The 23608-nt window shown below is 28.7% G+C and carries 26 protein-coding genes, 2 rRNA genes and 1 pseudogene; 26 read left to right on the top strand and 3 right to left on the bottom strand.

Translation table 11 applies throughout. The features are described from left to right. The 3 genes from FYJ27_RS02825 to FYJ27_RS02835 form a co-directional block, all read left to right on the top strand. A 23S ribosomal RNA gene (locus FYJ27_RS02825) occupies nt 1–100 on the top strand; the annotation flags it as partial. Between the two features lie 151 nt (nt 101–251). Further along, nucleotides 252–368 (top strand): 5S ribosomal RNA (rrf, locus tag FYJ27_RS02830). Nucleotides 369–590: 222 nt separating this feature from the next. After that, complete coding sequence (locus FYJ27_RS02835; RefSeq protein WP_154482835.1) at nt 591–1859, top strand: peptidoglycan DD-metalloendopeptidase family protein; 1269 nt, start codon at nt 591–593, stop codon at nt 1857–1859. 29 nt (nt 1860–1888) lie between these two features. Here the strand turns inward: FYJ27_RS02835 and FYJ27_RS02840 are convergent, their stop codons facing one another. Further along, nucleotides 1889–3175: a S8 family peptidase gene (locus FYJ27_RS02840; RefSeq protein ID WP_154482838.1), complete on the bottom strand. Its 1287-nt coding sequence runs from the start codon at nt 3173–3175 to the stop codon at nt 1889–1891. A 158-nt stretch (nt 3176–3333) separates the two neighbouring features. Beyond that, nucleotides 3334–6033 (bottom strand): calcium-transporting P-type ATPase, PMR1-type, encoded by a 2700-nt coding sequence (locus FYJ27_RS02845; protein ID WP_154482841.1) that lies wholly within the window; start codon nt 6031–6033, stop codon nt 3334–3336. Nucleotides 6034–6364: 331 nt separating this feature from the next. On the opposite strand from FYJ27_RS02845, the gene FYJ27_RS02850 reads away from it, so the two are divergent. The 21 genes and pseudogenes from FYJ27_RS02850 (at nt 6365) to FYJ27_RS02950 (ending at nt 21401) form a co-directional block, all read left to right on the top strand. After that, the gene (locus FYJ27_RS02850; RefSeq protein ID WP_195839063.1) at nt 6365–7162 is read left to right on the top strand and encodes a peptidase MA family metallohydrolase; all 798 of its coding nucleotides are present in this window, start codon (nt 6365–6367) and stop codon (nt 7160–7162) included. 282 nt (nt 7163–7444) lie between these two features. Beyond that, nucleotides 7445–8695: a UDP-N-acetylglucosamine 1-carboxyvinyltransferase gene (locus FYJ27_RS02855; RefSeq protein WP_154482847.1), complete on the top strand. Its 1251-nt coding sequence runs from the start codon at nt 7445–7447 to the stop codon at nt 8693–8695. A 17-nt stretch (nt 8696–8712) separates the two neighbouring features. Next, nucleotides 8713–9507, top strand: a complete 795-nt coding sequence (locus FYJ27_RS02860) for an MBL fold metallo-hydrolase (RefSeq protein WP_154482849.1) — start codon at nt 8713–8715, stop codon at nt 9505–9507. 18 nt (nt 9508–9525) lie between these two features. Continuing rightward, complete coding sequence (htrA, locus tag FYJ27_RS02865; RefSeq protein WP_154482852.1) at nt 9526–10710, top strand: serine protease HtrA; 1185 nt, start codon at nt 9526–9528, stop codon at nt 10708–10710. 94 nt (nt 10711–10804) lie between these two features. Then, the gene (locus FYJ27_RS02870) at nt 10805–10972 is read left to right on the top strand and encodes a CxxH/CxxC protein (protein ID WP_154482855.1); all 168 of its coding nucleotides are present in this window, start codon (nt 10805–10807) and stop codon (nt 10970–10972) included. A 161-nt stretch (nt 10973–11133) separates the two neighbouring features. Next, complete coding sequence (surE, locus tag FYJ27_RS02875) at nt 11134–11886, top strand: 5'/3'-nucleotidase SurE (protein ID WP_154482858.1); 753 nt, start codon at nt 11134–11136, stop codon at nt 11884–11886. Nucleotides 11887–11949: 63 nt separating this feature from the next. Beyond that, on the top strand, nt 11950–12534 hold the full coding sequence (gene rbr / locus FYJ27_RS02880) for a rubrerythrin (RefSeq protein ID WP_154482861.1): 585 nt from the start codon (nt 11950–11952) through the stop codon (nt 12532–12534). Between the two features lie 121 nt (nt 12535–12655). Then, nucleotides 12656–13135: a 23S rRNA (pseudouridine(1915)-N(3))-methyltransferase RlmH gene (rlmH, locus tag FYJ27_RS02885; protein ID WP_154482864.1), complete on the top strand. Its 480-nt coding sequence runs from the start codon at nt 12656–12658 to the stop codon at nt 13133–13135. 104 nt (nt 13136–13239) lie between these two features. Next, a complete protein-coding gene (locus FYJ27_RS02890) occupies nt 13240–13611 on the top strand; it encodes a hypothetical protein (RefSeq protein ID WP_154482867.1) in 372 nt (123 codons plus the stop codon). A 133-nt stretch (nt 13612–13744) separates the two neighbouring features. Next, nucleotides 13745–14152 (top strand): type VII toxin-antitoxin system MntA family adenylyltransferase antitoxin, encoded by a 408-nt coding sequence (gene mntA / locus FYJ27_RS02895; protein WP_154482870.1) that lies wholly within the window; start codon nt 13745–13747, stop codon nt 14150–14152. Continuing rightward, nucleotides 14145–14561 carry a type VII toxin-antitoxin system HepT family RNase toxin gene (gene hepT, locus FYJ27_RS02900; RefSeq protein WP_154482873.1) on the top strand — a complete coding sequence of 139 codons (417 nt, stop codon included), beginning with the start codon at nt 14145–14147 and terminating at the stop codon, nt 14559–14561. The genes mntA and hepT overlap by 8 nt, the downstream gene beginning before the upstream one ends. A gap of 254 nt (nt 14562–14815) precedes the next feature. After that, nucleotides 14816–15028: a helix-turn-helix transcriptional regulator gene (locus FYJ27_RS02905; protein ID WP_425330885.1), complete on the top strand. Its 213-nt coding sequence runs from the start codon at nt 14816–14818 to the stop codon at nt 15026–15028. Then, on the top strand, nt 15025–15450 hold the full coding sequence (locus FYJ27_RS02910; protein ID WP_154482876.1) for a DUF2178 domain-containing protein: 426 nt from the start codon (nt 15025–15027) through the stop codon (nt 15448–15450). Before FYJ27_RS02905 ends, FYJ27_RS02910 begins: the two co-directional genes overlap by 4 nt. A gap of 305 nt (nt 15451–15755) precedes the next feature. Continuing rightward, complete coding sequence (locus FYJ27_RS02915) at nt 15756–15965, top strand: methyltransferase domain-containing protein (RefSeq protein ID WP_154482879.1); 210 nt, start codon at nt 15756–15758, stop codon at nt 15963–15965. Further along, entirely contained in the window at nt 15943–16110 is a 168-nt protein-coding gene (locus FYJ27_RS02920) for a hypothetical protein (RefSeq protein ID WP_154482882.1), read from the top strand. The genes FYJ27_RS02915 and FYJ27_RS02920 overlap by 23 nt, the downstream gene beginning before the upstream one ends. A 280-nt stretch (nt 16111–16390) precedes the next feature. Further along, nucleotides 16391–16894, top strand: coding sequence for a hypothetical protein (locus FYJ27_RS02925; protein WP_154482885.1), 504 nt, complete (start codon nt 16391–16393; stop codon nt 16892–16894). 109 nt (nt 16895–17003) lie between these two features. Then, the gene (locus tag FYJ27_RS02930) at nt 17004–17315 is read left to right on the top strand and encodes a GNAT family N-acetyltransferase (protein WP_229775453.1); all 312 of its coding nucleotides are present in this window, start codon (nt 17004–17006) and stop codon (nt 17313–17315) included. A gap of 264 nt (nt 17316–17579) precedes the next feature. Then, the gene (locus FYJ27_RS02935) at nt 17580–18797 is read left to right on the top strand and encodes an RtcB family protein (RefSeq protein WP_154482888.1); all 1218 of its coding nucleotides are present in this window, start codon (nt 17580–17582) and stop codon (nt 18795–18797) included. A 193-nt stretch (nt 18798–18990) separates the two neighbouring features. Next, entirely contained in the window at nt 18991–19260 is a 270-nt protein-coding gene (locus FYJ27_RS02940) for a ribosomal protein L7/L12 (protein WP_154482891.1), read from the top strand. Nucleotides 19261–19405: 145 nt separating this feature from the next. Further along, nucleotides 19406–19768: an SdpI family protein gene (locus tag FYJ27_RS02945; protein ID WP_154482894.1), complete on the top strand. Its 363-nt coding sequence runs from the start codon at nt 19406–19408 to the stop codon at nt 19766–19768. A gap of 381 nt (nt 19769–20149) precedes the next feature. Continuing rightward, nucleotides 20150–21401, top strand: a pseudogene (locus FYJ27_RS02950) (IS3 family transposase). A 141-nt stretch (nt 21402–21542) separates the two neighbouring features. On the opposite strand, the gene FYJ27_RS02955 reads toward FYJ27_RS02950, so the two are convergent. Next, the gene (locus FYJ27_RS02955) at nt 21543–22121 is read right to left on the bottom strand and encodes a protein rep (protein ID WP_154482897.1); all 579 of its coding nucleotides are present in this window, start codon (nt 22119–22121) and stop codon (nt 21543–21545) included. A 183-nt stretch (nt 22122–22304) separates the two neighbouring features. On the opposite strand from FYJ27_RS02955, the gene FYJ27_RS02960 reads away from it, so the two are divergent. After that, a complete protein-coding gene (locus tag FYJ27_RS02960; protein WP_154482900.1) occupies nt 22305–22742 on the top strand; it encodes a hypothetical protein in 438 nt (145 codons plus the stop codon). Between the two features lie 111 nt (nt 22743–22853). Beyond that, a complete protein-coding gene (locus FYJ27_RS02965; protein ID WP_195839064.1) occupies nt 22854–23462 on the top strand; it encodes a VanZ family protein in 609 nt (202 codons plus the stop codon). Nucleotides 23463–23608: the final 146 nt, after the last annotated feature.

Raw genomic sequence — 23608 nt, forward strand, 5'->3', positions numbered from 1 at the left:
AGAGTAAGACTCCAAGTAGACTACTTGGTTGATAGGTCCCAGGTGTAAGAGTAGCAATATTCTTAGCTAAGGGATACTAATAAGTCGAGGGCTTGACCAATTATCTTACTGTGTATACAATTTTCAAAAACAAAAATTTTGAAAAAATTATAAATTACGAATTACAAATTATAAATTGGAAAACAAAAGTATCAAAAAAGTAATTCATTTAAAATTTATAATTGAAAATTTTAAATTGCCGAAAGGCTATATCTGGTGACTATAGCAGGAGGGTCACACCTGTTCCCATACCGAACACAGCAGTTAAGCCTCCTAACGCCTATGGTACTTGAGTGGTAACGCTCTGGGAGAGTAGGAAGTTGCCAGATCCAAATACATAGAATGAAAGCTCTATCTCGTAGGTCGAGGTAGGGTTTTTTTATTTTTAAAAATATTTCTTTTATAAGAATATTTTTTTTCTTTTTGTTCACAATAGATATAATAAGAAGGTTTCTTTTCACTGTACCTATATGATATAATGAAAAAGTACTATTGAAAAAAGGACTAAAGTACTTACTATGGTATAACATTAATAGGGAAGGAGATTATTCATGGAAGAACCGAGTAATAAAGAAGTACATAATAAAAATCAGTTCAAGTTCTTAAAGTTTAGACCCAAACTTGTATTGATTTTAACAATAGCTTTAATAGTATTTACCGCAACAATATTTAAAATTAAAAGTATAGAATCTTGGGCTTCTCAGGAAATAGTCAATGGGGAAGAAAAAGAAAACCTAAAACCAATTGCTTTGGAAATAAAACAGAATATAAGATCTAAGATGACTTTTTTAATAAATGGATATACTATATCAATTGATGGAAAAGATATAGGCACCTTAAAGACAAAAGAAGAAGCAGAAGATGTATTAGCAGAAGTTAAAAAGCCTTTTTTAGATCCTAAAGAAGAAGATTCAAATATTAAGGAGGTAAATTTTTTACAGGATGTAAAAATAGTTAAAAAGTTATCACCTTTATCTACTATAAAAGATAGAAAAGAAATTCTATCATTGATTCAAAAAGGAACTGAAGAAATTGAAACTCATATAGTAGAGCCAGGAGAAAATTATTGGACTATAGCAGATAAGTATAATATATCAGTAGATGATCTGATTGAAGCAAATACAGAAAAAGATCCAGAAAATATTCTTCCTGGAGATAAGATCAATCTAGTAGTTTTGAAACCTCTAATGACTGTTAAAACTATAGAAGAAACAGAATATGAAAAGGAAATTGAATATGATCTAAAGGTAGAATATGATGAAACTATGTATAAAAATGAGAAAAAAGTTAAGACAAATGGAACACCAGGAAAGAGTAGAGTAGTTGAGAAAATTATAAAACATAATGGTGTAGAAGTAGATAGACAGATAGTAAAAGAAGAGCTTATATCTAAACCTGTGGACAAATTAATAGTTAAAGGAACAAAACAAAGACCTTTAACCATTGCTACTGGATCCTTTACTACTCCAACTAGAGGCTCCATATCATCTAGGTTTGGGCAAAGATGGGGCAGAATGCATAGAGGTATAGATATTGCTGCAAAAGTAGGTACTCCTATAAAAGCAGCTGATGGTGGAACAGTTACATACTCTGGCAATAGAGGAAGTTATGGAAAGTTAGTAGAAATAAATCATGGTAATGGATATGTAACTAGGTATGGACACTGTAGTAAAATTCATGTAAATAATGGACAAAAAGTTAGTAAAGGTCAAATTGTAGCTTTAGTTGGAAATACGGGAAGAACTACAGGACCACATCTACATTTTGAAGTAATTAAAAATGGAGTTCATCAAAATCCATCTAATTATTTAAGTAGATAATATAAAGAGGAAGTCAATTGGCTTCCTCTTTAGTCATGTTTTAATAGGAATAATACAAATAATAAAGTTAAGATGTTTTCTATATATGGGTTTCTACTTGAAAAAGAAGGTTTTTCATTAGGCGCCAAGTTATTATTTCTATCTTCTAAAGAATCTTTGAAAAGTTTATTCAAACTTATCATACCAGAACCTTGATCTTCTTTATATTCTTTTAAATCTATACAAGATCTAGCAAGGCGTCTTTTTATTTCATCGGGAGATAGATTACTTTCTTTTTCAAGGAGTAATGCTATAGCACCAGATATTACAGGTGTAGCCATAGATGTACCACTTAAAGAAGTATAACCATTTTGTTTTGTATTAGAAAGAGACATTATATTTACACCAGGAGCTACTATATCAGGTTTATTTAGCCCTTCTTTTGTTGGCCCTCTACTAGAAAATGAAGCAATGGTATCATCACTAGTATTTGGAGTCCTTTTGTCATCTACAGCACCAACAGTTATTACATTGGGACTTATACCTGGTGAAAGAATAGATTTCTTAGAAGGACCACTATTTCCAGCTGCTACAACAACTACTAATCCATTGTCTGTTGCTTCTTTTGTTGCCTTACACAATGGATCTTTGGAACAAGGATTGTTCACAGGACTTCCCAGAGAAAGATTTATTATTTTGGTATTATATTGATCCTTAGTTTCAATAGCCCAAGATATGGCTTTAATAATATCTGAAGTATTTCCACTACCATTCCCATCTAAAGCCTTTATAGGCAATATATTAGCTTTTGGAGCTATTCCTGTATATTTTCCATTAGATGAATAACCGCTACCTGCAATTATACCTGCTATATGAGTACCGTGGCCATTATCATCATATGGTGAACTTCTATTGTTTACAAAGTCTTTAAAACCAACTATCCTTTCATTAGGTACTAATAGATCACTATGAGGACTTGTTCCGGTATCTATTATAGCAACAGTTACACCTTCACCAGTATATCCTCTCCTATGAGGTAGGTTAGCTTCAACAGAAGCTGAGGCTATATCTAGCAATGCAAATACTTTTGAATCAAAACTAATATAATCAATATCTATGTCCTCTGCCAACCTATATATGGACTCTGTACTCAATTTACATGCAATTCCTCCAATGAGAGGAAGACTAGATCTAACTTCTCCGGACATATCAAATATCAAGTTATTAAGTTTTGAATAGTTTTTACCTTGAACTATTACAGGTAATTCTTCTCTTGATTGAGATGAAAGTTTAGCACTTAAAATTGGACAAATTTTAGAATCTCTTATTCTTCTCATAACAATACATCACCTTCCTTGTTCTATTTTATGCTCAATAAAATGAAAAAGTGCTTATTAGATAATTTTTTCAAAAAAAGACTATATTTAAATGACTCAGTCATTTAAATATAGTCTTTTTACATTATATTATTCAAATATATACTTTGAATAATATTTTAATTCTTTGCTTTTTTTAATATAAGTTTATTTAATTCTCCAGCTATAATAGGTATTATACAAAATCTAAGAACAATACTCCAATCTTTAAAACCAATAGGATAGGTTTTAAAGATTCTTTGAATAGGTGGTATATATAATACTACCAATAACAAAGAGAAAGAAACTAATATAGCATATATCAAGGTTCTATTTGTGAAAAAGCCTATTTCAAAGAGAGTATGGGTTTCAGATCTACTAGAAAATGCTCTAATAAGCTCAGCACTAATAAGTGTTGTAAAGGCTATAGTTCTAGGTATTATAAGATCATTTGTACCATAATGCTTCAGTCCCCATAAGTAAGCTAACATAGTTGCTAATGTAATGGCTATACTTTGAACTGAAATACCTGTAATCATATTTTTATCAAGTATTGGTTCATTAGGATCTCGTGGCGACATTTCCATTATATCTGATTCTCCCTTTTCAACTCCAAGAGCTAAAGCAGGAAAACTATCAGTTATTAAATTAAGCCATAACAATTGTATAGGTAGTAGTGGAATAGGGAGATTAAATAAAATACTTAAAAATATTATTAAAATCTCTCCAATATTACATGATAATAGGAAGAAAACAAACTTTCTAATATTGCTGTATATTATTCGTCCTTCTTTTACAGCGGATACAATACTTGCAAAGTTATCATCAGTTAAAATAACTTCAGCAGTGTTTTTAGCCACGTCTGTCCCTGTAATTCCCATAGAAACTCCAATATCTGATTTTTTTAAAGCTGGTGCATCATTTACACCATCTCCAGTCATAGCAGTTATCTCTCCATTGGATTTTAAGGCTTCTACTATTCGTACTTTATGTTGAGGCGAGACCCTTGCGTATACTTTTATATTCTTAACCTTCTCTTTTAATTCTTCATCTGATATATTGTTTAATTCTTCTCCAACCATGACTTGATCCATATTTTCAGCTATGCCTAAGTCACTTGCAATAGCGAAGGCTGTTTCTTTATAATCTCCAGTAATCATTACAGTTTTAATGCCAGCTTTTTTACAGGTCTTTATAGATTCAATAGCTTCATTTCTTGGTGGGTCAATCATTCCAACTAGTCCTACAAAAGTCATGTTTTTTTCTATAGTCTCAGAGTCAACCTGACTAGGTATAGAATCATAAGTTTTGAAACCAAAAGCTAGTACTCTAAGAGCTGCTTTTGAAAAATCACTATTAGTATCCATTATAGTTTTTTTTAGTTCTTCTGTTAAAGGCTCTTCTTTTCCATTTAAATAAATATTATTGCATTTGCTTAAAACTATATCTGGGGCACCTTTTGTAAAAGATACAATTTTTCCATCTATAAAGTTTTCATGAAAAGTGGTCATCATTTTTCTATCTGAGTCAAAAGGTATTTCATTTATTCTAGGATAATTTTCATTTAATACACTTTTCTTTAATCCGCCTTTTTCAGCCAATGTAACCAATGATCCTTCTGTTGGATCCCCTATTATTTTATATATTTCATCTTCTTGGGAATAATCTAATGTAGCATCATTACAAAGATTAGCAATTGAAAGAAGAAGTTTTAATTCGCTATTTTCTAATGGTTCAATTTTTTTATTATTTACAACAAATTCTCCACTAGGTTCATAGCCTTTTCCAGTTATATCTATTGAATTACTTCCTGTAAAAACTTTAACTACTGTCATTTCATTTTGTGTGAGAGTACCAGTTTTATCAGAACATATAACTGTGGTACTTCCCAAGGTTTCAACAGCTGAAAGCTTTTTAACTATAGCATGTTTTTTAACCATTTTATTCATACCTAAGGCTAATACTATAGTTACTATAGCTGGAAGGCCTTCAGGAATTGCAGCTACTGCTAAACTTATAGCAACCATAAACATATCTAAAACTTTCCTACCTTGAAGTATTCCAATTAAAAATACTAATCCACATATTACAAGACAACCTAAACCTAAATATTTTCCCAACTGATCTAATTTTTTTTGAAGAGGTGTAGTATCATCTTCAAAAACTTGGAGCATTGTTGCAATTTTACCCATCTCAGTACTTTCACCAGTTCCTACAACTATACCTTTACCTCTACCATATGTAACTATTGTATTCATATAAGCTGTATTCTCTCTATCTCCTAAAGAAACTTCTTCATTCAATACAGCTTCTGCATTTTTTTCTACAGGAACAGATTCACCAGTTAGAGAGGCTTCTTCTATTTTTAGATTGGAGCTTTCTAACAGCCTTAAATCAGCAGGAATAATATCTCCTGCTTCTATTAGAACTATATCTCCAGGTACCAATGTATTTGCAGGAACTATACTTTTTTCTCCACCTCTTATAACTTTTGCATTAGGTGAAGCCATCTTTTTAAGAGCTTCTAAAGACTTTTCAGCTTTCCCTTCTTGAATAATTCCTAAAGTAGCATTAATAATTACTATAGCAATTATTACAATAGAGTCTGTTACTTCTCCAACTGCCATTGAAATAATACTAGCACCTATAAGTATTAAAACTAAAAAATCTTTAAATTGAGCAGCAATTTTTGACCATATACTACTCTTACCTTTCTCTTCTAATTCATTTAGGCCATATTTCTTAAGCCTTTCTTCTGCTTCATTATTAGAAAGGCCAGTATCTAAATTAGATGAAAGTTTTTCTATAGTATTATTAATACTTTGTCTATACCATTCCATATAATCTCTCCTCTCTTAACTTATATTTAGTATACCACTAAGTAAATAGTTTAAACCTTCAGTGTTAAGTTTTGGTATCCGTTGAATAATAGATTAAAAATTGATAAAATTTAATATAGGATAATAAAAAAAGACCTTTGTTTAAACATTTCTGTTTAAACAAAGGTCTTGCTTCCTAATCTTAGGACAACCAGCCGGGATTTCTCCGTATTGACGGCTAATTGTTTCAGCTACTCCCCTTTATTATGAACAATTATATAGTATGTAGAAAAATATTGCAATATTTTATTATGAAAAGCAATATATACATATAATGAAAGGGGAAGAAAATATGAAAAAATTTATATCTTTCGTTTCTATTGGATTTATTATCATTCTTTTAATTATTACCTTTGAAAGTTTTTTTATAGTATCAACTTATCCTAGTTATAAAAAAATAGAAAAGAAAAGGATTTTAAAAGCTACTGAAAAATATAATCTTTTAGAAGGACCACATTTTTCTATAAGATATAAAGATAGAGATAAAGACATAGCTAAAATTACTTTAGATATATTAGAAGAGCATTATGAAAAAGTATGTAAAAAGTTAGATTATTTTACCTATGAAAAAATTCCTGTTATTATTTATAATGATGGAGAAGAACTTTTAAAAACGATAAGATTGAAAACAGATATACCGCCTTTAGGGGCTTATTATAGTGGAGTAATAAACATTTTATCTCCATTTAATTGGGTAGAATATGAAGATAATGTGGAAGAAACTTATAAAGAAACAGGACCCCATATCCATGAATTTACTCATTTCTTAGTAGATGAAAAGACTAATGGAAACTATCCTATGTGGCTTACAGAAGGAATAGCATTATATATGGAAAGAGAATTAATGGGTATTGATTGGGAACTAGGGAAAGGTAAGACTAAAGATATAGACATAGAAAAATTAAATAATGATTTTAATGAAATTGAAATAGATATAGCTTATAGAAAATCACTTGAAGTGGTAGATAATATGATAGATAATTATGGTTTTAATAAATTTAACTTATTATTAGAGAGTCTTGGAATGGGTAACAATATAGATAGTTCAGTAAAAAAAGCATTAAAAGTAAATTTTAAAGATATTAATTAGTTTATATAATTATTTTGGACAAACCTAGAGAAAAACTGTGATAAAATAATGATTAGTACTAAAACCAGCTAGATACTAAGGAATCCTTAATATTTAGCTGATTTTAACTAGCATGTAATGTTAAAGTATTATATAATTGATATAATGTTTATGATTAAAATAATAAATATTTAAGGAAGAATAATAGATTTTTTGTACTTAATATAGAACATATTTGTATTTAGCTGTATAATATTATTGTTAAATTGAAAATTTATTCCTCCTATAGAAAGAGGGTTGATTATGAATAAAGTTATAATAGAAGGTGAAAATAAACTTAGTGGAAAAGTTGATATAAGTGGGTTTAAGAATGCTGCATTGCCTATTATTGTAGGAACAATTTTAGCTGATGATAAATGTAAAATAGATAATCTTCCAATGATTGGAGATGTTTATAATTTAGTAAAAATTATGGAGATGCTAGGATCAAAAGTCCATTTAGATGAAAGTGGTTATATGGATATTGATACTAGTACTATCAGTGATTCTATACTTATAGATGAAATTACAAGGAAAATGAGAGCTTCTTATTATCTTTTGGGTGCTTGTTTGAGCCGTTTTGGTGAAGTTAAAGTATTATATCCAGGAGGATGTAATATAGGAGTAAGGCCTATTGATCAGCATATAAAAGGATTTGAAGCATTAGGTGCTAAAGTAGAAGTAGAACATGGTGTTATAAGTTGTAAAGCTGATAAACTTATAGGTAATAAAATATATTTGGATGTGGTAAGTGTTGGGGCTACTATAAATATAATGATGGCTGCTACTATGGCAGAAGGTACTACCATCATTGAAAATGCTGCTAAAGAACCTCATATAGTTGATATGGCAAATTTTATAAATGCTATGGGAGGGGATATAAGAGGAGCAGGAACTGATATCATAAAAATTAATGGTGTGAATAAGCTTCATGGATGTAATTATTCTGTTATACCAGATCAAATAGAAGCTGGAACTTATATGATAGCAGCAGCAGCAACAAAAGGGGATGTAATAATAAACAATGTTATTCCTAAACATTTAGAACCTGTATCTGCAAAGCTTATAGAAATGGGAGTAGAAGTTGCAGAATACGGTGATTCTATACGAGTTAACGGCAATTCTAATATGAAAAGTGTAAATGTAAAAACCTTGCCTTATCCTGGGTTTCCTACAGATTTACAGCAACCTATGACTGCTTTATTAAGTGGAGTAAAAGGGACTAGTATAGTTACTGAAACTGTTTTTGAAGGAAGATATAAATATGTTGATGAATTAAAGAGGATGGGAGTAGATATAACTGTAGATGGAAGAACAGCTATTATTAAAGGTGTTGATACTCTTATGGGGGCTAAAGTTAAGGCTACAGATTTAAGAGGAGGAGCAGCTCTAATCATAGCAGGCTTAATGGCTAATGGAGTAACAGAGATAGAAGAGGCTTACCATATAGAGAGAGGATACGAAAACTTTATATCTAAATTATTGAATTTAGGAGCTAAAGTAAAAGAAGGATAAGTATTGGGGGAAATAAAATGGCATTTAAGTTTTGTTCTCTTTCTAGTGGCAGTAGTGGAAACTGTCAATATATAGAGACAGATAATATAAAGGTTCTAATAGATGCAGGATTAAGTGGAAAGAGAATAGAAAATTTACTAAAGGATATAGAAGTAGAAGCAAATACTATTGATTGTATTTTAATAACCCATGAACATACAGACCATATAAAAGGAGCAGGAATATTGTCAAGGCGCTATGATATTCCTATTTGGGCTAATGAAAAAACATGGATTAGTATGGAAGGTCCCATTGGAGAAGTTAAGGAAAAAAACATAAAAGTATTTGATACAGAAAAAGATTTTCAGCTTAAAGATTTAAATATATATCCTTTTAGAATTTCTCATGATGCTGTAGAGCCTGTAGGATTTTGCTTAGAACGTAATAATACTAAAATAAGTATTATAACTGATACAGGTTGGGTAAGTAATACTGTAAGGAGTAAAATAAAAGATTCATCATTATATCTGATGGAATCTAATCATGATGTTGAGATGCTTAAAGTAGGAAGATATCCTTGGAATTTAAAGAAGAGAATAATGGGTGCAGAAGGACATCTTTCAAATGAGCAGTCAGGAGAAGTAATTTCTGATATTATATCAGGAAATGGGGAAGTAGTACTCTTAGGGCATTTAAGTGAGGAAAATAATTTTCCGCTTTTAGCATATGAAACAGTAAAAAATATAATAGAAGATGTTGGAATAGATGTACATAAAGATATTACTTTAGATCTTACACATAGAGAGAAGGTAACTAAAGTATATAATTTTTAAAAATTGGGAGGAATATGTATGAACGATGATAAAAAACCTACCATGTCTTATTATGTAGATAGACCAATAGTAGATAGAAAACCTCCGAGAAAAAGAGGGAATTTCTTTTCTTATTTTTTAGTAGCACTAATTGCTGCAATAATAGGAGGGGTTATATCTTCTTATATTGCACCAACTTATTTATATGGAAAAGTACTTCCTACACCTAATATATACAAAAATGGAGTACAAAATAGTAAGCAAGAAATTAATATCAATCCTAAAAATAATATATCCGCAGTTACTGCTGTGGCTAAAAAATCTGTTAGTTCAGTAGTAGGTATAACTACAGTGGAAGTAGTTAGAGATTTCTTCTGGGAAAGAGAAGTGGAAGGTGTAGGTTCAGGAGTTATTGTAGATAGTAATGGATATATACTTACCAATTCCCATGTAATAGGAGATGGAAAAGCCAGACAGATTACAGTACTATTTGAAAATGGAGATAAAAAGACTGGAAAGGTACTTTGGTGTGATCCAGCATTAGATTTAGCTGTAGTTAAAGTAGAAGAAAAAGGACTACCAGTAGCAGAACTAGGAGATTCAGATAAATTACAAGTAGGTCAACTTGCAGTAGCTATAGGAAATCCATTAGGTTTAGATTTTCAAAGAACAGTAACCTCTGGAGTTATAAGTGGTCTTAATAGGAGTATAAAAGTAGATTCTACTAATATAATAGAGGATTTAATTCAAACAGATGCTTCCATAAACCCAGGAAATAGTGGAGGACCATTATTAAATGAAAGAGGAGAAGTAATAGGTATCAATACAGCAAAAATTCAAACTGGAGAAGGTCTTGGTTTTGCAATACCTATAAATTCAGTAAAACCTATATTGGAACAAGTTATAAAAGAAGGTAGCTTTAATACTGTAATGATAGGAATACAAGGCTTGGAGGTAGAAAGATATGAAAGTGCATTAGGTGTTGAATTAAATGTAGATAAAGGTGTTATAATATTAGAAATAGTACCAAATTCTCCAGCAGATAAATCAGGATTAAGAAGTGGAGATATAATAGTTAGCATAGATGATAATGAAATTGAAAATATGAACCAATTGAAAAAAATATTGTATAAATATAAAAAAGGTCAAAAAGCTAAATTAAATATTATAAGAGATGGAAAAGAAAAAACTGTAGAAATAGTACTTGATCAGATAAAACAATAGTATTCAATAAAAAGGCTTGACAAATTTGTCAAGCCTTTAAAAATACTTTTTTTGTACATAATATAAGTATAGAATAATATTGGAGATGATTAAAATGTATGTAGTGTGTAATGAACATCTGGAATTTGCTATAGAGGAATTTGTTGAAACTTATGAACAACCACCAGATATATATGAACTTCATAAGGTGAGTTTTACAGACTGGACAAGTCCACAAATTTGCCATTATTGTGATAGAGCACCTAGATACTTAGTTGTTTAGAATGTACAAAGGGGGATAAAGCCAATCTTATCCACATATTTAATAAAAAAACAATAAAGCACTGTGGATAAGTCTTGAAAAAGTTCTATTTGCTTCTAAGTTCTAAAAAGAATAATATGCTATAATTATATATATATTAATTATCTTTGAGGAGGAAAAGAATGAGAATACTTTTAGTCAACGATGATGGAATAAATGCGGAAGGTATTCAAGTTTTGGCTAAAGAACTTGAAAAAAAGCATGAAGTTATAATAGTTGCTCCAGAAGAACAACAAAGTGCAAAAAGCCACTCAATAACTATTACAAAACCTATAATAGTAAAGAAAGTTAATCTTAAAGGAATTAAAGCTGAATCCTATAGTATATCAGGTTCTCCAGCAGATTGTGTAAGGGTTGCTTTTGATAGATTGTTAGATGAACCTATAGATTTAGTTATATCAGGGACAAATATGGGTGTGAATTTAGGAATGGATGTTCTTTACTCTGGAACTGTTTCAGCAGCTATAGAAGCTAATATATACAATAAACCCTCTATAGCTATTTCAGCAGAAATTAAGAATGGAGTAGGATGTTATGAATTAGCAGCTAAATATGCAATGAAGATATTGGACAAAGTAAACCATAGATTTATGGAAAGTAATACTGTAATGAATATAAATGTCCCTTGTATTGATGAAGATGTAAAAGGAATAAAGGTTTGTAGAATTGGAGGAGTTATCTACGACTATTATTATGTTGAAGAGGGAAGTAAAGAAGAAGAAATATCTCTTGTAATAAGCGGTAGAAGGAAAAAAGAGTTTGAAAAAGATACAGATAGACACTATATAAGTAAAGGGTATATAACTGTTACTCCACTTCAATATGATCTAACTAATTTTAAGTTAATAGAAGAAGTTGAAGGATGGCTGAAATAGATAAATTTTGATATAATAGGTTTGTAGCAAAGATTTAATAATATATATAAGGGGGGCTTAAAAATGAAATCTTTAAAGGGAACAAAAACAGCAGAAAACTTAATGAAATCTTTTGCAGGAGAATCACAAGCTAGGACAAGGTATACATACTATGCTTCTCAAGCAAAAAAAGAAGGATACGTTCAAATATCTAATATATTTATGGAAACAGCAGAAAATGAAAAAGAGCATGCTAAAAGATTTTTTAAGTTTTTAAGTAAGGATTTAGAAGGAGAAGCTGTAGATATAAATGCAGCATATCCAGTAGCATTAGGGGATACTAAATCAAACCTATTAGCTGCAGCAGAAGGAGAAAAAGAAGAATGGTCTTCAATGTATCCTGAATTTGCAGATATAGCAGAAAAAGAAGGATTCTCAGAAATAGCTTACGTATGGAGAGAAATTGCAGAAGCAGAAGAACGTCATGAAATTAGATATAGAAAGTTATTAAGTAATATAGAAAACAACAAAGTATTTGAAAAAGATGAAATAGTAGAATGGAAATGTAACAACTGCGGGTATATCCATAGAGGAAAATCTGCACCAGAAGCATGTCCAGCATGTGCTCATCCTCAAGGATATTTCGAAGTATTTGTTGAAACTTATTAAAAATAAAAACAAGACTGCAGAGGCTTTTAGCTTCTGCAGTTTTTTATTGTCATAAACTATTTAAATATAAAAAATAAATGTTATAATAAAAAAGATTTATAAAAAGAAAGTGGAGGTAGAAATGAATATAATAATAATTGGAGTAGGGAAAATTAAAGAAAAGTTTATGCAAGAAGGTATAAAAGAATATTCAAAAAGGCTTTCAAGATACTGCAAATTGAAAATACTAGAAGTAGCAGATGAAAGTACACCAGAAAATTTAAGTGAAAAAGGAATTGAAATAATAAAAGAAAAAGAAGGGAAAAGAATACTTAGTAAAATATCAAATAACTCTTATATAATATCCCTTGATATAAAAGGAAAGAATTTATCAAGTGAAGAATTATCAAAGAAAATTGAAGATATAACTTTAGGTGGAACAAATGATATAATATTTATTATAGGAGGCTCATTAGGCCTTTCAGAAGAAATATTAAATAAAAGTAATCTTAAACTATCTTTTTCAAAGATGACATTTCCCCACCAACTGATGAGAATGATATTATTAGAACAAATATATAGAGGATTTAGAATAATGAAAGGTGAACCCTATCATAAATAGGCCAAGCTATGGGCTATAGGACAATGTTTAAGGGGTTACTATTAATTAGGATTAAATGATATAATGTATATAGGTAGATAATTGCGTCATTAGGAGGCTGTTTCATGAAAGATATCTCAAGAGGAAGTTATATTAAACTAATCAATTTAGTAATTTTATTAATACCCATGCCGTTTTTGTTCCACTACATAGAAACCTCTCTATTTACAAATAGCTCTATGTTTGCATTTTTAGGGACTTTATTATTTATAGTTTTAGCAGGAATAATATCTGTGAAAATTAAATCTAATTTCATTATTTTAATAAGTATTTTAAGTAATTTATTATCAATGGTGTTAGGGAGAATGTTTATAATTTCTCCAAACGAATCTTGGTTTAATCCTTTTGGAATGAATTTCGCTATTATATTTACTGGTAGTATTATTTTAACTGGAATATTGACAATACGGTTATTAGCAAGCAGAATATTTAAATAACGATATAAACTTTGTAGGGGAAATTCGTGTTAAATTTAATAACGCATAATTTTTATTATGTTCAACATATGGTAAACTTTTATTAATGGGGTATAATAAATATATAACATACCATTTAAGGGATAGTGATAAGATGGATATTATTAAAAAGTGTAAAGATATTTTAACGGAATATGAAGATATAATTTTTGCCTATATCTTTGGTTCATATGTTCAAGGAAAGATGAGAACAGATAGTGATATAGATATTGCAATATATTTGAAAAAGAAGATGGATATAAAGACATATCTTGAAATTAAGATGCATTTATCAGAAACTTGTAAAAAAGAAGTTGATTTAATTGTATTAAATGATGCTACTCCATTATTAAAATATCAAATTTACAAAAATAATATATTGTTGTTTACTCGTGACAAATCTATAGAAACCAGATATAAAGTGAAAACCTTATTTGAATATAGTGACATGAAAAGATATTTAGATTTATCTTATGATAGAACTATAGATAGATTAAAAGAAGAGGTGGAATCCAATGGTTGATGTAGAAGTAATTAAACAGAGATTAAATCAATTATCAACTTCTATAAATAAAATAGAAAGGTTTAAGGAAATATCTCTGGAAGGGTTTTTAAAGGATGATATTATACAAGATGTGGTAGAATATAATTTGTTTATAGCAATAAATATGATGATTGATATAGCAACTCATATTGTAGTAGATAATAATATGGGCAGTCCAGAAACATTAGGTGAAGCATTTAACATCTTAAATAAGGAGAAATATTTAAACGATGAGGAAACGAAAGTTTATAGGAATATGGTAGGCCTTAGAAATATATTGTCTCATGAATATATAAATATAGATAAAAAAATAATATATAGCATTTTAAAAAATAATTTAATTGATATAAAGAAATTTGTTATTTTTGTTAATGATAATTTTATTTAAGGATTAATATATATGCATTATAAAAGCAGTAGGTTTATTGTAGTTAAACCTACTGCTTTATTTATATATTTATTACTTTAATCTTAATTCTAATTATATTTTGATTGATAAATAAATTTTGCCAGTAGAACTGATGCGGTGAACCGTATAAGAAGATATATGAAGCAATAATAATTTTTAAAAAACAAGTTTTTTCTAAACTTGTTTTTTAAAAATTAGGCATGTAAAGGTTCCTTGTCATATATTTGGAGGTGGTGTTACTGAAAAATAGAGTTGAAGAATTACGAAAAAAACAAAATCTCAATCAAGATGAGTTAGCAAAGGTGCTGAGAGTGTCACGACAAACAATTAGCTCAATAGAAAATGGGAAATATAATCCATCTTTAGAACTGGCTTTTCATATTGCAGAGTTTTTTGGAAAACAAATTGAAGAAATATTTATTTATAAGGAGGAGGTTCAAAAATGAAAAGAAAAAAAGTACTGTATTTGGGAGCAGGGATTGTTGGTATTCTACTTATTATACTTGGGGTTTATATATTTAATTTAGGAGTTAATGAAATGCTTGGAGGTTTATGTTTTGGTATAGGAGGAGCTTGTGCTGCATTGGGTATTGGTTCTTTTATTAAGACTCTTTTAGTTTCAGATACTAAAAGTAAAGATATAGAAGAACTTTATTCTATAGAAAAAAATGATGAAAGAAATATCAGAATAAGAGAAAAGTCAGGTTATTTAACTGCACAGATTATGAACTATATATTATGTGGATTTGTTCTCTATCTTGGTTTTATGAAAGCACCATTAGAATATTTACTACCAGCAGTTGGGTTGATTGTATTTGAACTATTACTTATAATTATTTTATCCAATCACTATTCTAAGACCATATAATAAAATTAGGATTAATTTTAGTTATTGTTCAAAAAGTTATTTATATTGTATCTAAATGAAAATTATAGTTGTTTAATAGTTGAAAAATAAAATATTTTATTTATTTTTTTAAAAAGTGAAATAAGGTGGATGACTATGAAAAAATTCTAGAACAGGACAATATACAACATTATCTTATGTACGCAGACATTATAACGATAATTTAGAGATTAAATTTGATACTATAGGAAAAGACTGTTGGAAAGACCAAATTGGCAAATGGAAAACTGCTATTGACTATGAATTAGGCAAGGAGGGCTTCCTTAATGTTAAACAATAAAGGCTTTGATTTTTCTAAGGGCTTACCCAAAGCACTTGAAAACATACAGTTTGATTATATTATAAGTACTTATGCAATGCATCATTTAGAAGATAAAGAGAAAATAAATTTTATTAATAAATTAGATGAATATATTTCTAATGATGGTGAAATTATTATTGGAGATGTGGCATTTGAAACAAGAAAATTACTATAGCAGTGTAAAGTATGATAATTATTGGGATGATGAAGAAATATATTTTGTATTTGATGAATTAAAAGAATTTTTTCCTAAAGAAGATATTAGTTTTACAACCATATCTCATTGCGCAGGAATTATTCAACTTGGAAAATTGTCATAGCCTGTATTTATAGGGAAAAACTTATTTTAAACGGGTATGGACATATTTATAAAGGTGTTATTCCAGATTATACGAAATAAAGGGACTAGTGGATTTGTTATAATAAAAATCTACTAGTTTTATTTATATACTTAGATAATCTGTTATTTTATTAGATATATCTTAAACATATTCTATTTATTTTGTGAGTTAAATTAATACTACGAACCATATTATAGACTAGAATTAAATGGTATAATACGTGTAAGTAAAAAATGTGAAATAGGAGGTTTTATAATAAATGAAGAGTCAAAAGATAATTTTAATTTTTGAAATTATACTATGTATATTAGTTGGGATTGGTATGTTTTTGATTTCTCACTTTATTTATGCAGATGCATTTCGTATCAATTTTGTTATATCTTTATTAACTAGTTGGATTGTTATTACACTAATTGATTGGAAAAAGGAAATAAACACAGTTCAACCAAAGGTGCGTTGGTTCACTGTTTTGTTGATTATTATTACAATAGCTGGCTTTATTGCTTATAAACCTGATTTCTCCTACAGAGAAGGTAAGGGTATTGTTGTTCAACATGGGTATAAGAATCTTTCCGAATTACAGGATAAGTCGATTATATCATTTGGGTTGAAGAATACTCGTTTAGTTCCTAATGCATATCTTTATACTGGTGAAAAAAACAATGTTAAGTATTATATTTTGCTAAGCCCAATTGATGGAAAAATTGAGATAAAAAAGATAGGCGATGGAAATTATTTAGATGAGTATTTTGAAATGAAATAAGGACAAAAAATGAGTAATATCTTTGATGGTTTATGTGTCGCATTTTTCATATAATGTATAATAGTATAAAAATATTTAATAAAGAAAATTTATATTAGGTGATGAAAAGATGAATATAAAGGAAATACATGACAAACAGGAAAAAAGAGAGATATCGGAGCGGATTTTAAAATCACTCCCTAATTGGTTTGGAATACCAGAATCTACACAGGAGTACATTAATAAAAGTAGTAATTTACCTTTTTTTGCAGCAATGGATGAAATAAAACCATTAGGTTTTATTTCAATTAAAGAAAACAATCAATATACTGCTGAGATTTATGTTATGGGGGTTTTGCCTGATTATCATAAACAAGGAATTGGTAGAGATTTATTTAATAGAGCTTTACTAAAGACCATGGATATGAATTCTTGCAAGTAAAGACTCTTGATGAATCTCATCCTGACATTTATTATGCAGATACAAGGAAATTTTATTTATCAATGGGATTTAAACCATTGGAGTGCTTGCCAGAATTATGGGGAGAAGAAAATCCTTGTTTGGTAATGATTCAGTGCATTAGGTAATTTGTATTAAATAGGATTAATAGGTAGCTCATCAAATAAGTTTTCAGTAACAGCATATAATATTTATTATACTTTCAAAAGTATAATAAATATTAACTAAATAGGGATGGTGAAAATTATGATTGAATTGCAGGGAAAATATGGCATGGCTAAAGTATTTACCAATAATATTGAGAGTGAAACGATGTCTCAAATAATCAACTTGCTTGATCAGGATTTTATTAAAGATGCCAAGGTAAGAATTATGCCAGATTGTCATAAAGGTGCTGGTTGTGTAATAGGGTTCACAGCTGATTTAGGAGATAAAGTAATTCCGAATTTAGTTGGGGTAGATATAGGATGTGGAATGGAAGTTGTCAATTTAGGGCAAATAGAAATTGATTTGGAAAAATTAGATAGTATAATTAATCAGTATATTCCAGCAGGATTTAATACACATGAAGGTAGAATTATCCGATATCCAAAGTTACAAGAATTATATTGTTATAGAAGTTTAAAAGGTACAAAGAGATTAGAAAGAAGCATAGGAACACTTGGTGGGGGTAACCACTTTCTAGAAATCAATGTAGATAGCAACAATAACAAATATCTTGTAATCCATTCAGGCAGTAGAAATCTAGGCAAACAAGTTGCAGAATTTTATCAAAATTTAGCAGTTGATTTATGCAGTGGAAAAGGGGACTATTTTATAAAAAGGGAAGAAATTATAAAAAAATATAAAGAACAAGGCAGAAGGAAAGAAATACAAAAAGTATTAAAAGAATTAAAAAAGGAATATGATGATTTGCAACCAAACTATCCAAAAGAATTATGTTTTCTAACTGATGAATTTAGGGACAAGTATTTGAACGATATGAACATATGTCAAGAGTATGCAAAATTAAATAGGGAAACAATGGCAGAGATTATACTACAAAAAATGTTTAATAAATCACTAGATGATTTTGAATACTTCCATACAGTTCATAACTATATTGATTTTAAGGACAATATAATTAGAAAAGGTGCAATATCAGCTTATGAAGGAGAAAAAGTATTAATTCCAATCAATATGCGTGATGGATCTATTTTAGCAATAGGTAAAGGCAATCCAGACTGGAACTATAGTGCACCACATGGAGCTGGTAGGATTATGAGCAGAGCACAAGCAAGAGATAATATTAGTTTAGAAGAATTTCAGAAATCTATGGAAGGGGTTTATACAACATCAGTAAAAGAATCAACATTGGATGAAGCTCCAATGGCATATAAACCTATTGAAGAAATAATAAATAATATAAAAGATACAGTGGATATATTGGATATAATCAAGCCTATTTATAACTTCAAGGCTTAAATCAGCAAGAATTATATGATATAAATAGTTTTATTATAAAGGAAAGAATACTTTTCCAATGAACAAAGGAGATGCAGGAGTATCTTTTTGGTTCAGGTGTGTCTTTATAGGATAGAGAATTATATCTATTTGATAATTAGAAAATAAAGTGATATATTTATTATAAAATTAACCAGTAATGGAGGCTGAAAATATGAAATATATATATGTAATTTTAATAACTATTTTACTTACTAGCATTAATGTATTAATAAGTAATCAACAACGAATAGAATCAAAATTAAATAGAATCATTATGCATTTTGAAATACCTGAACTATCTAAGGGACATATAAATGATGAGTTGAAAGATGAGTTGATAAAACTTGTTGAGGAAAATAAAAAAGTCAAGGCAATAAAAAAGTTAAGAGATGTTACTGGAATGGAGTTAAAGGAAGCAAAAAATTATGTGGACAGTTTATAATAAACAATGTAGTAAAGGAAGTTCATAAAAATTCATGCAATAATAATGAGGAAATTACAAAAAAATGAAACAAATCATTATTAAATGATATAATATTATATAGAATAAATTATATTTTTAAGTGTTTTTCTAAGGAGAAATTAAAATGTATATTTTTTTAATAATTATGCACTCCTTAATTCCAATTACAATGTTGGGGTTTGGTGCATTGTGGAAGAAGTATCCACCACAAAGTATAAATTGGGTCTATGGATACAGAACGAAAATGTCTATGAAAAGCAAAGAAACATGGGGATTTGCTCATGCTTATCATGCTAAAGTTTGGTTTTATAGTGGAATTATTTTGTTAACTGTTTCATTAATTGTTATGTTATTATTTAGAAAAAATTATGAAAAAATATTTACATGGATAATATATATTCAATTAGCAGTAATGATGTTATCAATAATACCAACTGAAATAGCATTACGAAAAAAATTTGATAAAAATGGTAAACTGAAAAATTAAGCACATATGTTATGGTTTATTTCTTTAAAGAAATAAATTAATTATTGGATTTAAAAATATATACTTTCCACTTATAGGGTTTACTTTTGTCACTAAAAGCAGTAGATTTTTATATAATCTACTGCTTTAGTTATGTTATATCTACTATCAAAAACATTCACTACTAAGTGCATTTTATAATATATTATTATATAAGCTATATTTCTGTGGTAAAAAATTAAATAAAGAATATCCATATATTATAGCAATAAATATAAAAATTAAGTACAAAGAAGACTGAACATATTTAGTTATCACTATTAATTACCTATTTAGCCCCCTAACCATTTTGGACAATCACACACGATTATAGTAAAATATAATCAACAGGAGGTTGCCAGAATGAGAAGCAAAAATACAAGATATCCAGAAGAATTTAAACGTCAAATAGTTAAAGAAGTAGAGGAAGTCGGTAATGCAACTTTAGTAGCAAGAAAGCATGATATTGTCCCAGGTACAGTAACAAGATGGGTTAGAGAATCTAAAGCAGCTAATAAAACCAATTATCCTCTTAATATAGATTATAGTACTAATTCTCCTTTAGATAAAGAGAACGAGCAATTAAAGAAGCTATTAGGTGAAAAAGATCTTGAAATAGCAATTCTTAAAGACCTGCTAAAAAAAACGAGCCAAGGATAGAAGATAAAGTAATCATAGCTAATAAATGGATAGGCTATGGATATCCAGTAACTAAGGTACTCAAAATACTTGAATTAAACAAATCAACCTATTACTTTAATATAAATAAAGATTCAAATAAAGAATCAATAGAAGATAAAAGATTAGTAAACAAGGGTGGTAGACCGATCTCAGGTTCATCTAACACTACCGATGGAGAAACCATTTGTGATGAACAAATTAAAGAATACATCTGTGAAATCATTGAATCTGAAGGGTTATGCTATGGTTATTACAAAATAACTATAATTCTAAGAAGAAAATTCAAATTAATTATAAATAAAAAGAAAGTATATAGATTATGTAAAGAATTAAAAATACTACGACCTCAGAGAACAGTTAAGCCAAAGTATCCAAGAAAGATAGCTCAAAATAGAGAGATTACAAAACCAAATTCTCTTTGGGAAGTAGATATTAAATATGGTTACATCAATGGTGAAGACAGGTTTTTTATATAGCTTCCTTTCTAGATGTATATGATAGAAACATAGTGGAATACCATATGGGTCTATCATGTACCGCAGAAGATATAGTCATAGCTCTTAAAAGAGCATTAATGAAACGTGGACTCTATAATAAAGAAACTGGATTAGTAATAAGGTCAGACAACGGGCCACAATTTATCAGTCATAAATTTGAAGATGCGTGTCAAGAGCTGAGTTTAGAGCATGAAAGAATACCATTTAAAACCCCAAATAAAAATGCTCATATAGAATCTTTCCATAGATTATTGGAAGATGAATGTTTATCAAGGTACGAATTTGAAAACTATGCTGAAGCCTACAAAGAAGTCTCTGAATACATGAAATCATATAATAAAATCAGAATTCATGGTTCCTTAGGATATATTCCTCCAATGGAATTCTATAGAAGAACCTTAAAAGGAACAGCAAAATCCTTAGTAGTAAGACTTTAATATTTTTCGCTTAGGAGCAAACCACATAAATATTTAGCTGAAATCAAGGGCCTGCGATAGCAGGGGAGTAGCCTTTACCCTTGATGAAGATAAATATTTATGTACAATAAAAGAAGCGAAAAACATTAAAATATAAAGAAGTTAAGAAAAAGAAAGTATTCGTGAGTTTTTGTCCAATATTAAGGGGTCAATCCGATATGTATCATAATTATTAGATGTTTTATCTAAATTATGAGTAACCTCTAATGCTCTAAACCAACCTTTTATAGTTTGTTTAAATATTTTCCTTTTACTCATTTTATTAAAGGCATAAAATAAATTATTTATTTGATTTGATAAATCTTCTCCATAAACATTTTTACAAGTTAATGTTAAAAATAAAAATCTATAGCTTTTTTCTTCTAAAGCTTTTTCCATGACTTGCGAAGCTTGTCCATAAATTTTTAAACTTCTTCTCCAAGAACACATTGGGCATAACCTCACTTTGCAGAAATTAGCACCATTCAACTTCTTTTCTCCTGTTTCTATATGTCTTTTATATTCCAAAAATGAACCACAATCCCTAATTCTATAATATTTTTTATCTCCTAATCTAAAATAAGATTCAGCTAATTCTATTGTTTTTAACTTTTTTTCTCTCCAAGGTCTTTCTTTTCCTGTTTTTGTTAAGTCTTTTAGTACTTCACATTCTTTTAATTCTATGTTATTATATTTATACAAGTGAATCAGTCCTTTCTGCAAAACCAGAAGGGAATAAAAAAATGAATAAGAAAATATAAAAACCCCCCTTTTTTTTACCTGTAGACATTGAAAGATACACACCTAAAGACATTCAACATAAATTCCTAGTGTTTCTATAGTATCAAGATAAGAAAAAACTATAAAAAAAGGAGGGGTATTACTATGAAAAAGAAAGTTATTAGCCTATTTACAAGTGTAATTATTATAACTATATTTCTTGCACCAATTGCATTTGCAAACTCTGCTTCATTTAAATTTACGATGAATAGAAAATATGTAAATGGTGCTAAAACTGGTCATACACATTCAATGACTGCTGGAAGAATGAGTATAAGTGGAAAATTAATAGTTAATAGTCTAGATCTAGGATGCAACTCAAGAGCAAACACCGTAACTATAAGTGTTTTTAAAAAACAATCTGGTCGTGATAAATATGTTGGCTCAACATCTGCTACTCCTAAATCGCAAAGTTTAGGTTCTACAACTAGTTTTTCAAAAGCATTTGGCAAGCAAACCGGTGGTACATATTATATAGTAGCTGGTAAAGCAGAGGATGATGGCTGGAATTTAAAAGGAAGAGGGACTCTAACTACAAGGTAAAAAATTATAAGAAAGTAGCTAAGTGACTCTAGAGTCACTTAGCTACTTTCTTATATGAATAAAACTATCAACTCATATAGTAAAAATTCATTATTTGAAAGGATGATTCTTATGATAGATTTTGATATAATAACGATACTAATTAGTACAATAATACTTTTTATTTTTATTTATATTATTAAAACCAAAACTGAAAAAAACAATATGTACATATTGTTTTTCAGTATATTTTATATTTATATGATTTTTGTTTTAAAATATACTATATTTCCAATTCCTGTAGATAACGAATATTTAAATATCATACGACAGGATTCTCGTTTTCTTAATAATATTAATTTAATACCCTTCAACTTTGGATTAATGGATACTTTATCATATGAACAAATTTTATTAAACATATTATTAACCATACCATTTGGTTTCGGAATATCTTTTATAACCAAAATTACTAAAAAAAAGATAATATTTTTAGGAATTTCAATTGGATTAATCATAGAAGGACTTCAACTTTTAATTGGTCTTATAGTAAATTATGCTTACAGATATGTTGATATTAACGATATAATAATGAACTTTATTGGAACTATAATCGGATACTTATTATTTATCCTATTTTCAAATATTTTTACGAAAATCATTAATAATAAGGATATAGAACTTAATAATTTTCTAAAATACATTTACAATGTATGCGAATCAAAAAAAGAAGAAGCTTAATTCATTTTTTGTTATAATAGAAAAATGAATTAAATATAAAAAAACAAACAATTAATATATTATATATAAAAAACACCCTAAAATGACCTGAACCCATTTAGGTTTACAGTCGAAATAATAAAAGCTATAGATGAGTAGGATTGAAA

The organism is Anaerosalibacter bizertensis (assembly GCF_009696605.1).
Taxonomy (GTDB): domain Bacteria; phylum Bacillota; class Clostridia; order Tissierellales; family Sporanaerobacteraceae; genus Anaerosalibacter; species Anaerosalibacter bizertensis.